Here is a 12,994-nt window from a genome sequence, read left to right as displayed (position 1 = left end):
GCTCTTAGCGGATGGTCGGCGCGACGCCAGCGAGGAAACGGACCAGCGCATCGGCGAGAGCGATCCGCTGGTCGGAGAAGCTGTGATCGGTCGGCCAGACCATCAGCCGCGCATCGGGATTGGCGCCCTGCGCGTCGGCGGCGGCCTTGCGCGCCATGGCGCCGATGCCCCTTTCCGCGCCGATGATCGTCAGCGGACGGCGGCCATAGCCGGCCAGGCGGCGGCCCAGGTCGAACTTGGCGCCGTCAGCCTTTATCTCGCCGGTCAGGCTGTCATAGGTCGCGCCAACGAGCGGCGGCAGGTCGCCCGCCACTTCCGCCTTCCAACCCGCCTCCCCTTCCGGCGTGGCGAGCGCCGCGACGGTCTGGGCCGGATCCCAAGGGTCGATCAGGAACAGGCCCGCGACGCGCGGTTCGGCGGCGGCGACATCGGCCGCCATGAAGCCGCCCATGCTGTGGCCCGCGACGACGATCGCGCTGGTGTCGATATGATATTTGGCGACGGTCGAGGGTTGCTGGAGAAATTGCAGCGCGGTGAAGGCATCGTCCGACGCATGGCCGAAGGAGAAAGTGCCGGGGCTGCCCCAGGAACCGCGATAATGCAGCGTCAGCACATTCCACCCGGCACGCCGCGCGGCCTGCGCCAGGTCCAGATTCTGCTCATTGCCGGGAAAACCGTGGAGCAGCAGCAAGGTCGGATGAATGCCCGCGCCCGCAGCGGTATACATGACCGCATTCATCGCGCCGTTTTCGGCAGGGATGACGAAAGCGCTCATCCCGGCGGGATAGGCGGCGTTGGGCTTCGGGTCGGTGGTGACGGCGGGATGGGTGGCGGGGTCTTTTGCTGCGGCGGGCATGGCCAGCATCATTGCCGATGCCAACGCCAATGCTGTCCCAAATAGTCTCATGCGATCACGGTCTCCACCTTTATGGGCACGTCGCTGCCAGCGGCCGGTGCCAGCGCCCGGTCGAACGTCAGAAAGGCATCTGCTTGCATCGAAGCAACAAGATGGACGAAATCAGCAAAGTCCCCCCGCGCTTCAAAACGATTGACGGCCCAGATAACACCATCCCGTGCTTCTATGATGACATCCGGCAATTCCAGCAAAACGCGCAACGATTCCACCGTTTCCAACCGGGTCAGCCGATAGCGCGAACGCAGCAACCAAGCGGTCTCCAGAAAGACGGTCAGAGGAATATAAACACCGGCCTTTACGAGCTGCATCGCGGCAAATGCCTGCGCTTTGTCATCGACCATCAGCAGCCGCGCCAGAATATTGGTGTCGACGGCCTTCACCAATCGCCTTCTGCGCCGCTCTTCGCCCAATGCTCCGCGATGGTCTCGTTCATCTCTTCGATCGACACCGGTGGACCGTCATATTTGATCCGTGCGTAAAACTCCGCCATGATCTCGTCAAAGCTCCGCCCCGACATCTTGCGTTCCGGCCGAAGCAGCACGCTATCCCCCATCGTCACGACCTCAAATGGCTGTCCAGTCATATAGCCAAGCTGGTCGCGCACATCCTTGGGGATGACGATCTGGCCTTTCGCCGACAGGATGGTCTTGGCGTTCATGTCGGTAAGATGCGTCTTACCGCAGCGAGAGTCAATCTTCGCCGTCATCCTGCGGCAGGTCGCGGGCCACCTTCGGATCGCGAAGCAGCTTGTCGATATGGGTGCCTTCGTCGAAGCTCTCATCGGCGATGAATTTGAGTTTCGCCGCATATTTCAGGCGGATTCGGGTCGCGACCTCGCGCTGGAGATAGGCGGTGTTGGTGCGCAGCGCCTTAAGCACGGCCTCCTCGTCCTGCCCCAGCAGCGATTTCACGAAGATGGTGGCGTGGCGCAGGTCGGGCGACATGCGCACTTCGGTCACGCTGACGACATGCTGGGTCAGCACATCGTCATGCACGTCGCCGCGCTGGAGGATGTCGGACAGGACATGGCGTACCTGCTCGCCCACGCGGAGGAGGCGGACGGACGGGCCTTCCTGGGAATTGCTCATGCCGCGTCTTCCGGCAAATCAGTGCAAAAGGTCAATTTGTTTCCCGCTGGATCGGTAATGGTCAATTCCAGACTGCCCCAATCGGTTTTGTCAGGGGCGCCGGGTCTGGCATTGCCGAAATTCTTCGCGCGCAATTGCGCCGCATAGGCCGTGACATCATCGACGGCGATGCGAATGGCCGATCCAGGCGTCGCATCGCCATAATGTTCGGACAGATGCAATTCGCAAGCCCCAAGGATCACGCCCATATAGAGCGGCGAATCCGGTTCGAACCGATGTTCGAACACCGGTTTGAATCCCAGGAAGTCGCAATAGAAGGCGCGTGTCCGTGCCTCATCGAAACTGCGGAGGACCGGCGTGATCGTGCCAAGCATGACCATGTTACTTTCCTCCGCAGCCTATCATATGACAGCCCGTTACAGCGTGCGCTGACGCTCTTCGACTTCGAACAGTTCGAGCGTATCGCCGACCTTGATGTCGTTCGTGTCCTGCAACATCGCACCGCATTCCATGCCGGCGCGGACTTCGGACACATCGTCCTTGAAGCGACGCAGCGACGCGATGTTGGTGCGCGATACGATGACATCGTCGCGGGTAAGGCGCGCGTTGAGCCCCTTGCGGATGATGCCGTCGAGAACGAGCAGACCCGCCGCCTTGTCCTTCTTGCCCGCCGGGAACACCTGAAGCACCTCGGCACGGCCGACGATGGTTTCGATGCGCTCCGGAGCGAGCTGGCCCGCCATTTCGCCGCGAACTTCTTCAAGCAGGTCGTAGATCACGTCATAATAGCGCAGCGAGATTTTCTCGCGCTCCGCCAACTGGCGCGCCTTGGCGTTGGGACGGACGTTGAAGCCGATCAGCGGCGAGCGGCTGGCGGCAGCCAGGGTGACGTCGCTCTCAGTGATCGCGCCGACACCCGAATGCAGGATGCGGACCTTGATCTCATCCGTCGAGATGCGGTTCAGCGCGGTCACGATCGCTTCGACCGACCCCTGCACGTCGCCCTTCACCACCACCGGATATTCGATGACGGTGGTGTTCAGCGCCGAGAACATATGTTCGAAGCTGGTCGGAGCGGCAGTGGTGCGCTTCTTGGTCGCCTGTTCCTGACGATAGGCGGCGACTTCGCGGGCGCGGGCTTCATTCTCGACGACGGTGAGCTGATCCCCCGCCATCGGCACGCCGGACAGACCCAGAACCTCGACCGGGGTCGAAGGACCGGCTGTCTTTACCTGCTGGCCCTGATCGTTAATCATGGCGCGAACCTTGCCGCTTTCCGAACCGATGACGAAGGTGTCGCCGATCTTCAGCGTCCCCTTGCGCACCAGCACGGTGGCGACAGCGCCACGGCCCTTGTCGAGCTGCGCCTCGATCACATTGCCTTCGGCGGCGCGATCGGGATTGGCGGTCAGTTCGAGCAGTTCGGACTGGAGCAGGATCTTGTCGATCAGCGTGTCGAGACCGGTCCCCTTGAGCGCGGACACTTCGACATCCTGCGTCTCGCCGCCCATATCCTCGACGATCACCTCATGCTCCAGCAAGCGCTCGCGCACCTTCTGCGGGTTTGCTTCGGGCTTGTCGCACTTGTTGATCGCGACGATCATCGGAACGCCGGCGGCCTTGGTGTGGTTGATCGCCTCGATCGTCTGCGGCATCAGCCCGTCGTCGGCCGCCACCACCAGGATGACGATGTCGGTGACGTTGGCGCCACGCGCGCGCATTTCCGAGAAAGCCTCATGACCCGGCGTGTCGAGGAAGGTGATGAGATCACCGCCCTTGGTCTTGATCTGATAGGCACCGATATGCTGGGTGATGCCGCCGCTTTCGCCCGACACCACATTGGTGCCGCGCAGTGCATCGAGCAGCGAGGTCTTGCCATGGTCGACATGGCCCATGATCGTCACGACCGGCGCGCGCGGTTGCAGCATTTCGGCCGCATCGACTTCGCCTTCCATGCCGATTTCGACGTCGGCATCGGACACGCGCTGGATGCGGTGGCCGAATTCTTCCACCAGCAACTCGGCCGTATCCTGATCGATCGGCTGGTTGAGCGTGACGGCGGTGCCCATCTTGAACAGAGCCTTCACCAGGTCCGCACCCTTTTCGGCCATGCGGTTGGCGAGTTCCTGAACGGTGATGCTTTCAGGCACGATCACGTCGCGCGACTGCTTCTCACGCGGCTGGCTGCCGCCGGCATAATGGGCGCGACGCTCCTTTTCACGGGCGCGCTTCAAGGCGGCGAGGCTGCGCGCACGGGCGCTGTCGTCGTCGCTGAGCGCACGAGTGACGGTCAGCTTGCCCGCCTGACGACGATTGTCGTCGCCACGCTTGGCACGGTCGGGCTTGGCCGGTTCCGGACGCTTGACCGGCGTGACCGGGGTGAAGCGGCGCGGCGGCGGCGGTGAAGCAATGGCGGTTGCCGGACGTCCTTCGGCCTCGGCAGGCGCTTCCTGAACAGGCGCGGCTTCCTCCACCGGCGCGGGCGCGACGGCGGCCTGATCCTCGGCAACGCTGGCTTCGACTTCAACCTGACGCACGGAGTCCGCCTCGGCGGTTTCGGCGGCCTGGCGATTTTCCTCGGCGCGGCGCTTTTCTTCCTCGCTGGCGGCGAGACGCTGGGCGTCTTCACGGCGACGCGCTTCCTCCAGCGCGTTCATGCGAGATTCCTCGGCTTCACGCAGCAGCTTGGCCTGCAGTTCCTGACGCGACATCAGGCTCTGCGGCGGCGCCTGGCGCGGAGCGGCCGGCTGAGGCGCGCGCGCCTGCTGATGCGGCGCGGGTGCGGCGGGACGCGGCGCAACCGGTGCGGGCGCCGGATCAGCCTGGGGCGCAGCCGCAGGGGCAGCACCGGTCGTCTCACCGGGCTTGCCCAGGACACGGCGCCGCTTCACCTCAACCACGACCGTATTCTTGCGGCCATGGCTGAACTGCTGCTGCACCTGACCGGATTCAACGGTCCGCTTGATGCCCAGCGGCTTGCGGCCCAGAACCGGCTTGTCTTCCTTGCTGTCACTCATACGACTGAACTATACCCTTCACTTCCACTCCGGCCGGATAGGCCCGCCGGCGCCCGATATAATGCTTATCCGGTGACGCCCGGCGCATCGGCGGAGGCAGGCTCCCCATGCACAGGCGCCCCGTTAGCGCAACCCAGATAGCTTTCCAAGCGGCCTATGGCCGCGCGCAGGCGCGAAGCAGCCCGCGAGTCGGTCACCGCGATATGGACGACATTATCCCGCCCCATTGCCATAGATAGGGCATCGCGGTCCACAGGCAAGACGCGACCGGCCAAATCCGTGCCTTCCGCTTCCCGCCCGACGCGATAGGCCTGGTCCAGTTTGCGGTTGCCGTCGGCGGCCGCATCGGCGGCGTGGAACAGCAACTGCACCTGGCCCTTGCGGCAGGCGACATCGATTTTTTCCGAACCCGTCAGCAGCATGGAGGCGCGCGCCTCCAGCCCCATCCGGTCGAGCAAAGCCTTGCGTAACCCGGATTCGATCATCTCCGGCAGCGTGTCGGGGATCTGGAGCGCGCCATCCTTGAAGGAACGCGCGAGCGCGCCTTTCAGCTTGCCCTTGGCCAGCGCGATTTCCAGTTCGGCACGAGTCACGCCGATCCACGCGCCCCGCCCCGGCGCCTTGGCGCGGATGTCGGGAAGCACCTGCCCCTCCGGCCCTATAGCCAGGCGGATCAGCGTGTCGGGATCGGCGCGGTCGCCGGTCAATATGCATTTGCGTTCGGTCATGCGCGCTCCTCCGCCAGAACGGAAGAAAGGGCAAGTCCGACGCTGTGGAGAGAGCCTATTCTCTCATCGGGGAGTGTCCGCAACATTGGCGTCCTCCCTAGGCTGGGGAGAATCGCGGTCGGCGAGCAATTGCCCACCAGCCCCGTAATTCTCGGTCGAGATTTCGGAGATCACCACCTGAACGGCACCCGCCGGCTTCCCCAGCCGCTCCACGAGCGACTGGGTGACGTCAGCAACGATCGCGGCTTTCTGCTCGCGCGTGGCGTTGCCGGCCAGACGGATGTCGACAAAAGGCATGGTGTCTCAGGCTTCCTCTTCGAACCAGTGGGCGCGGGCGGCCATGATGATCTCATTGCCCTGCTCGTCGCTAAGACCATAGGTGGCCAATATGCCGCCCTTGTCCTCGCTGCTGCCGCTGTCCGTCTTGCGGCGACGCTGATCGATGCGCTTCTTCTGCACCAGTTCGTCGGTGGCGAGGTCGGCGAGATCGTCGAGCGTCTTGATGCCCGCCTTGCCCAACGTCACCAGCATGGCTTCGGTGAGGTGCGGCATGTCGGCCAGCGCATCCTCGACGCCCAACGCCTGACGCTCTTCGCGTGCGGCGGCTTCGCGGCGGTCGAGCGCTTCCTGCGCGCGGTTCTGCAACTCGGCGGCGAGGTCTTCGTCGAAGCCCTCGATCGCGGCAAGTTCCTCGACGCTGACATAGGCGACTTCTTCCAGCTCGCCGAAACCTTCGGCGACCAGAAGCTGCGACAGCGTTTCGTCCACGTCCAGTTCGTTCTGGAACAGTTCGGAGCGGGCGACGAATTCCTTCTGGCGCTTCTCGCTGGCGTCGGCTTCGGTCATGATGTCGATCGCCTTGCCGGTCAACTGGCTGGCGAGGCGGACATTCTGGCCGCGGCGGCCGATGGCGAGGCTGAGCTGATCGTCGGGCACGACGACTTCGATACGCTCTTCTTCCTCATCGATCACCACGCGGGCGACCTGCGCGGGTTGCAGCGCATTGACGACGAAGGTGGCGGTATCTTCCGACCAGGGGATGATATCGATCTTCTCGCCCTGCATTTCCTGCACGACAGCCTGGACGCGGCTGCCCTTCATGCCGACGCAGGCGCCGACCGGGTCGATGCTCGAATCGCGGCTGATGACGCCGATCTTGGCGCGGCTGCCCGGATCGCGGGCGGCGGCCATGATGGTGATGACGCCGTCGTAGATTTCGGGCACTTCCTGCGCGAACAGCTTCTTCATGAACTCAGGATGCGCACGGCTGAGGAAAATCTGCGGCCCGCGATTTTCGCGGCGGACGTTCAGCACGACCGAGCGGATGCGGTCGCCGACGCGGACGACTTCACGCGGAATCTGCTGGTCGCGGCGAATCACGCCTTCGGCGCGGCCCAGGTTCACGACGACATGGCCGAACTCGACCGACTTGACGACGCCGGTGATGATCTCACCCACGCGGTCCTTATACTCTTCATGCTGGCGCTCACGCTCGGCGTCGCGGACCTTCTGGAAGATCACCTGCTTGGCCGACTGGGCGTCGATGCGGCCCAGGTCGATCGCGGGCAGCGGATCGACGATGAAGTCGCCGACGATGGCGTCCTTCTTGAGCTTCTGCCCCTGCTTGAGGTCGACCTGCTTGAAATAATCCTCGACCACGTCGACCACTTCGACGACGCGCCACAGGCGCAGGTCGCCGCTGTCGGGGTCCAGCTTCGCACGGATATCATTCTCGGCGCCGTAACGGGCGCGGGCAGCGCGCTGAATCGCGTCTTCCATCGCCTCGATGACGATGGCCTTGTCGATCATCTTTTCCGATGCCACCGAATTGGCGATGGCGATCAGTTCGGCCTTGTTGGCGGAAATGGCGTTGGCCATGACGTTATGAACCCTTATTCTTCGGTTTCAAACTCGTCCGCCCCATCGGAGGAGAGCGGCATACTAGCAGCAATCAGCTTGTCGGTCAGCACCAGCTTGGCGTCGGCGACAAGGGCGAAAGGAATGGAAACGTCGCCCGCCTTGGCGTCGGCGAAGAGGATATCCTCCCCCTCGACACCGTTCAGGACGCCGCGAAAACTCTTGCGGCCCGAAACGATTTCGGTCGCATTGACCTTCGCCTCATGCCCGGCCCATTCCAGGAAGTCGGACAGGCGGGTCAGCGGCCGGTCGATGCCGGGCGAACTCACTTCCAGACGATAGGCTTCCTCGATCGGGTCAGCCTCATCCAGCACGTCCGACAGGCGGCGCGAGATGGTAGCGCAATCCTCGATCACGAGCTGCTTCGTTTCCGGCCGCTCGGCCATGATCTGGAGCGTATGCTCGTCGCCCGACCCGAACAGCTTGATGCGCACAAGGTCGAAGCCCAGGGCCTTCACCTCGGGTTCGATCAACGCGGTCAGTTCGGCGATGTCCGCCATGCAGTCTCCGTACACGAAATAATGCGGCTTCCCCGCGCCGCGAGCGTTCCGCCCGCGACCCCGACATGTTTGACGATGTAAGGAAGCAAGGGCGATATAGGCGGCAGGTGGAAAATCTGCAACAAATATAATCCTTATTCATTTCCGTTCGGCGCCGGACTTGATCCGGGGTTGTCGAAGCCCCCCGCTTTCTTTCAAAAGAAGTAATGCCCTTCGATAAGCTCAGGGCGAACGGAGTGAACAATGCGCAGCCTAATTGCCACCCTCCCCCTCCTGCTGATCGCCTGTTCGGGCAACGGGGCCAACAGCCAGACGACCGCGTCGGCCGACAAGCCGTTCAAGACATCGATCGTCGCGGACTTCGATTCGCCCTGGGCCATGACCTTCCTGCCCGACGGCCGCGCGCTGGTGACGGAGAAGGCGGGCGAGATGATCCTGTTCGATCCGAAGAACGGCACGAAGATCCCGATCGCGGGCATTCCGAAGGTCGACAGCGCAGGCCAGGGCGCGCTGATGGACGTGGTGCTCTCCCCTGGCTTCGCCAAGGACAAGGCGGTCTATTTCAGCTTTTCCGAGGAGCGCGACGGATTGAAGGGCGTGGCGCTGGCGAAGGGCGCGTTCAACCAGGCGAGCGACGGAACGACGAAGCTGGACGGCGTGCAGGTCATCTTCCGCGCCAGCCCCTATGTCGATGGCAACGGCCATTATTCGGGCCGCATCGCCTTTTCCCCCGATGGCAAATATCTGTTCTTCACCAATGGCGAGCGGCAGAAATTCGATCCGGCGCAGGACCCCAAATCGACCTTGGGCAAGGTGCTGCGCCTGAACCTGGACGGTACGCCGGCAGCGGGCAATCCCCTGGCGGCCAAGGGCTTCAACCCCGCCATCTGGTCCTATGGCCACCGCAACCTGCTTGGGCTGGCCTTCGACAAGGACGGGCGTTTGTGGGAACAGGAAATGGGGCCGAAGGGCGGGGATGAGGTGAACCTTATCAAGCCCGGCCTCAATTATGGCTATCCCAAAGTATCGAACGGCGACCATTATGACGGCAAGCCGATCCCCGACCATGCGCCGGGCGACGGGTTCGAACCGCCCAAGGTCAGTTGGAACCCGGTCATTTCACCGGGCGGGCTGCTTTATTATTCGGGCAATATGTTCCCGCAATGGAAGGGATCGCTGTTCATCGGCGGCCTGTCGAGCCAGGCGCTGGTCCGGGTGAAGCTGGACGGCGAGAAGGCGGAAAAGGCCGACCAGTGGGACATGGGCGCGCGCATCCGCGAAGTCGAGCAAGGGCCGGACGGCGCACTGTGGCTCCTGGAGGATGGCGGCCAGGGATCGCAGGGACGGATGCTGAAGCTGACGCCGGCGACCTGACCCGATCCCCGGCGAACCCATCCAACCCTGTTCGGAGAATCGAATGAGCGTTCCCACGCTGTTCCAGCCCTTTCCTGTCGCCGGACTGACGCTCCGCAACCGCATCGTGATCGCCCCAATGTGCCAATATTCGGCGGTGGATGGGGAGATGACCGACTGGCATCTCATCCATCTGGGGCAGCTTGCCTTGTCGGGTGCGGCGCTGCTGACGATCGAGGCGACCGCCGTCCTGCCGGAGGGGCGGATTTCCTACGCCGATGTCGGCCTGTGGAACGACCGGACGGAAGCCGCAATGAAACGGGTTCTGGATGGTGTGCGACGCCATTCCGACATGCCGATCGCGATCCAGCTTGGCCATGCGGGGCGCAAGGCGTCCACCGAAGTGCCGTGGAAGGGCGGCGCGCAGATCGCGCCGGACGCGATCAATGGCTGGCAGACGGTCGCGCCCTCCGCCCTGCCCTTCACGCCCGCTACCAACACCCCGATGGCGCTCGACCAGGCCGGGATCGAACGGCTGCGCGACGCCTTTGTCGCGGCGGCGCGGCGCGCGGCGAATCTGGGGCTGGACGCGATCCAGTTGCACGGCGCACACGGCTATCTACTGCACCAGTTCCTCTCGCCCCTCTCCAACCGGCGCGATGACGAATATGGCGGCGCCCTTGAAAACCGGATGCGCCTGCCGCTGGAGATTTTCGACGCGGTGCGCGCCGCCTTCCCGGCGGACAGGCCCGTGACGATGCGCGTGTCGGGCACCGACTGGGTCGAGGGCGGCTGGGATATCGAGCAGACGATCGCTTTCGCCCAGGCGTTGGAAGCGCATGGATGCAGCGCCATCCATGTGTCGAGCGGCGGCCTGGACCCACGACAGGATATTCCGGTCGGCCCCAGCTATCAGGTGCCGCTGGCCCGCGCGGTGAAGCAGGCGGTGGCGATACCCGTGGTCGCGGTGGGCCTCATCACCGACTATGAACAGGCCGAGGCGATCGTCGGCACGGGCGACGCGGACCTGATCGGGCTGGCGCGCGCAATGCTCTACGATCCACGCTGGCCCTGGCACGCCGCGGCGCATCTGGGGGCGAGCGTCAAGGCGCCCGATCAATATCTGCGGTCGCAGCCGCGCCAATATCGGAATTTGTTCGACGCGCCGAAAGGCTGAAACGAAAAACGGGGCCTTGTCGGCCCCGTTTCCTTTTATACCAACCGGCTCTGCTTGACCGCCGCCTGGATGAAGCTGGCGAAGAGCGGGTGCGGGTCGAAGGGCTTGGATTTCAGTTCCGGATGGAACTGCACGCCCACGAACCAGGGATGATCGGGCCGCTCGACAATCTCCGGCAGCGTACCGTCGGGCGACATGCCCGAAAAGATCAGGCCGCCCTTTTCCAGCGGCTCGCGATAGCCGGCGTTGACCTCGTAGCGATGGCGATGCCGTTCGCTGATCTCGGTCGCGCCATAGACGCCCGCGACGACACTATTGCCGTCGAGCCTGGCGGGATAAGCACCAAGGCGCATCGTGCCGCCCAGATCGGTTTCGGCGGTGCGCTTCTGCAGCCCTTCCTTGCTCATCCATTCGGTGATGAGGCCGACGACCGGCTCCGACGTTTCGCCGAACTCGGTGGTGGAGGCGTCGGCGATGCCCGCCGTGTTCCGCGCGCCCTCGATGCAGGCCATCTGCATCCCAAGGCAGATGCCGAAGAAGGGCACATTGCGTTCGCGCGCGAACCTGACCGAAGCGATCTTGCCCTCCGACCCGCGCACGCCGAAGCCGCCGGGGACGAGAATGCCGTGCATCGGTTCGAGGCTGAGGGCCAGATCCTCACCCTTCTCGAACAATTCGGCATCGATCCACTTGATGTTGACCTTCACTCGGTTGGCAAGGCCGCCATGGTGCAGCGCTTCGTGCAGCGACTTGTAGGCATCGAGCAGGCCGACATATTTGCCGACCACGCCGATCGTGACCTCACCCTCCGGATTGAGCTGGCGATCCATGATGTCGTCCCAGCGGGCCATGGTGGGCGCGGGCGCATCCGTGATGCCAAAGGCGCTCAGCACCTGATCGTCCAGCCCTTCGGCATGATATTGCTGGGGGACGGCATAGATGCTGCTGGCGTCGAGCGCGGGGATGACCGCCTCAGGCCGGACATTGCAGAAGAGCGCGATCTTCTGGCGTTCGCTTTCCGGCAGCGGATGTTCGCAGCGGCACAGCAATATGTCGGGCTGGATGCCGAGCGAGGTCAGTTCGCGCACGCTATGCTGGGTCGGCTTGGTCTTCAACTCGCCCGCAGCCGCGATATACGGCACCAGGGTCACATGGACGAAGATCGCCCGGCCACGCCCCAGATCATTATGGAGCTGGCGAATCGCCTCCATGAAGGGGAGCGATTCGATATCGCCGACGGTGCCGCCGATTTCGCAGAGCACGAAATCGAGGTCTTCGGTGTCGGCGGTGGCAAAGGCCTTGATCTCATCCGTGACGTGCGGGATCACCTGCACCGTCGCACCCAGATAGTCGCCGCGCCGTTCGCGGGTGATGATCGTCTGGTAGACGCGGCCCTGTGTCACATTGTCCGACTGGCGCGCCGAAACCCCGGTGAAACGTTCATAATGACCCAGATCGAGGTCGGTTTCCGCCCCGTCGTCGGTCACATAGACCTCGCCATGTTGATAGGGCGACATCGTGCCCGGATCGACGTTGAGATAGGGATCGAATTTCCGGATTCGTACACGGAAACCCCGCGCTTGCAGCAAAGCTGCAAGGGATGCGGCCATCAGGCCCTTGCCAAGCGAGGAGACCACGCCGCCGGTGATGAAAATATACCGCGCCATGGGAGTGAAGGATTAGCCTTTCGGAACAACAAAGAGCAAGCGCGCGAATCCACGCGCGCTTAAAAAAGATCGAAAGATCGTTGAATTGTTTAGTTAGCGAGCGGAACCGCGCCATTTTGCGCGGGCGCCGTCGCCGCATTGCCTGCTGCACCCGCCAGCGGATCGGCATTAGCCGGCGCCGGGGTGCTCTGCGTGGCGGGCGCCTGCTTCACCAGCGACGTGTCGATATCGGTGGGCGCGTGCCGCACCGATGCAATCACCGCCATGACGATCGACAGAATCACGAAGATGCTGGCCAGAACCGTGGTCGAACGGGTCAGGAAATCCGCCGCGCCGCGCGCCGACATCAGCCCCGCCGGGCTGCCGCCCACGCCCAGACCGCCGCCTTCCGACTTCTGCATCAGGATGACGGTAACCAGCAGGGCGGCGACAATGGCCTGCACGACGAGGAGGAAGGTGAACATTGCGGCTCGTTTCTGTCCGGTGATGAATGCGTTGGCGCGCACATAGCGATGATAGGGCGCGGGGGCAACCGCGCCTTTTCCACAACCGAGTCGGAGCGAAAAGCGCGCACATTGTCACCCCGGCGAACGCCGGGGTCCAGCATCCCTCCCACAACGCCTCGAACCCT

Annotated in this window: 14 protein-coding genes; 2 read left to right on the top strand and 12 right to left on the bottom strand. The window is 63.7% G+C overall.

From position 1 onward, the window contains the following. Positions 1 to 4: 4 nt before the first annotated feature. The 10 genes from MOK15_RS02040 to rimP form a co-directional block, all read right to left on the bottom strand. Positions 5 to 907, bottom strand: a complete 903-nt coding sequence (locus tag MOK15_RS02040; RefSeq protein WP_242930072.1) for an alpha/beta fold hydrolase — start codon at positions 905 to 907, stop codon at positions 5 to 7. After that, positions 904 to 1,296 (bottom strand): type II toxin-antitoxin system VapC family toxin, encoded by a 393-nt coding sequence (locus MOK15_RS02035; protein WP_242930071.1) that lies wholly within the window; start codon positions 1,294 to 1,296, stop codon positions 904 to 906. The genes MOK15_RS02040 and MOK15_RS02035 overlap by 4 nt, the downstream gene beginning before the upstream one ends. Next, complete coding sequence (locus tag MOK15_RS02030) at positions 1,293 to 1,574, bottom strand: AbrB/MazE/SpoVT family DNA-binding domain-containing protein (RefSeq protein WP_242930070.1); 282 nt, start codon at positions 1,572 to 1,574, stop codon at positions 1,293 to 1,295. Before MOK15_RS02030 ends, MOK15_RS02035 begins: the two co-directional genes overlap by 4 nt. Positions 1,575 to 1,605: 31 nt before the next feature. Further along, positions 1,606 to 2,004, bottom strand: a complete 399-nt coding sequence (gene rbfA, locus MOK15_RS02025; protein WP_242930069.1) for a 30S ribosome-binding factor RbfA — start codon at positions 2,002 to 2,004, stop codon at positions 1,606 to 1,608. Beyond that, complete coding sequence (locus MOK15_RS02020) at positions 2,001 to 2,384, bottom strand: glyoxalase superfamily protein (RefSeq protein WP_242930068.1); 384 nt, start codon at positions 2,382 to 2,384, stop codon at positions 2,001 to 2,003. Before MOK15_RS02020 ends, rbfA begins: the two co-directional genes overlap by 4 nt. A gap of 36 nt (positions 2,385 to 2,420) precedes the next feature. After that, entirely contained in the window at positions 2,421 to 5,021 is a 2,601-nt protein-coding gene (infB, locus tag MOK15_RS02015; protein ID WP_242930067.1) for a translation initiation factor IF-2, read from the bottom strand. A gap of 65 nt (positions 5,022 to 5,086) precedes the next feature. Then, positions 5,087 to 5,749 (bottom strand): DUF448 domain-containing protein, encoded by a 663-nt coding sequence (locus MOK15_RS02010; protein ID WP_242930066.1) that lies wholly within the window; start codon positions 5,747 to 5,749, stop codon positions 5,087 to 5,089. Positions 5,750 to 5,812: 63 nt separating this feature from the next. Then, positions 5,813 to 6,046: a 4-oxalocrotonate tautomerase family protein gene (locus MOK15_RS02005; RefSeq protein WP_242930065.1), complete on the bottom strand. Its 234-nt coding sequence runs from the start codon at positions 6,044 to 6,046 to the stop codon at positions 5,813 to 5,815. 6 nt (positions 6,047 to 6,052) lie between these two features. Continuing rightward, positions 6,053 to 7,627 carry a transcription termination factor NusA gene (nusA, locus tag MOK15_RS02000; RefSeq protein WP_242930064.1) on the bottom strand — a complete coding sequence of 525 codons (1,575 nt, stop codon included), beginning with the start codon at positions 7,625 to 7,627 and terminating at the stop codon, positions 6,053 to 6,055. Positions 7,628 to 7,641: 14 nt separating this feature from the next. Then, the gene (gene rimP / locus MOK15_RS01995) at positions 7,642 to 8,166 is read right to left on the bottom strand and encodes a ribosome maturation protein RimP (RefSeq protein ID WP_242930063.1); all 525 of its coding nucleotides are present in this window, start codon (positions 8,164 to 8,166) and stop codon (positions 7,642 to 7,644) included. 243 nt (positions 8,167 to 8,409) lie between these two features. Between rimP and MOK15_RS01990 the strand changes: the two genes are divergently transcribed. Continuing rightward, the gene (locus MOK15_RS01990; protein WP_242930062.1) at positions 8,410 to 9,540 is read left to right on the top strand and encodes a PQQ-dependent sugar dehydrogenase; all 1,131 of its coding nucleotides are present in this window, start codon (positions 8,410 to 8,412) and stop codon (positions 9,538 to 9,540) included. Positions 9,541 to 9,583: 43 nt separating this feature from the next. Next, positions 9,584 to 10,696 (top strand): NADH:flavin oxidoreductase/NADH oxidase, encoded by a 1,113-nt coding sequence (locus MOK15_RS01985; RefSeq protein WP_242930061.1) that lies wholly within the window; start codon positions 9,584 to 9,586, stop codon positions 10,694 to 10,696. A gap of 35 nt (positions 10,697 to 10,731) precedes the next feature. Here the strand turns inward: MOK15_RS01985 and MOK15_RS01980 are convergent, their stop codons facing one another. After that, on the bottom strand, positions 10,732 to 12,363 hold the full coding sequence (locus tag MOK15_RS01980) for a CTP synthase (RefSeq protein WP_242930060.1): 1,632 nt from the start codon (positions 12,361 to 12,363) through the stop codon (positions 10,732 to 10,734). Between the two features lie 89 nt (positions 12,364 to 12,452). Further along, positions 12,453 to 12,827 (bottom strand): preprotein translocase subunit SecG, encoded by a 375-nt coding sequence (gene secG / locus MOK15_RS01975; RefSeq protein ID WP_242930059.1) that lies wholly within the window; start codon positions 12,825 to 12,827, stop codon positions 12,453 to 12,455. Positions 12,828 to 12,994 lie beyond the last annotated feature (167 nt).

Origin of the sequence: Sphingobium sp. BYY-5 (genome assembly GCF_022758885.1) — a bacterium.
Classification (GTDB): Bacteria; Pseudomonadota; Alphaproteobacteria; order Sphingomonadales; family Sphingomonadaceae; genus Sphingobium.
Note: the sequence above shows the minus strand (reverse complement) of the source record. Positions and strands in the feature narration are given on the sequence as shown.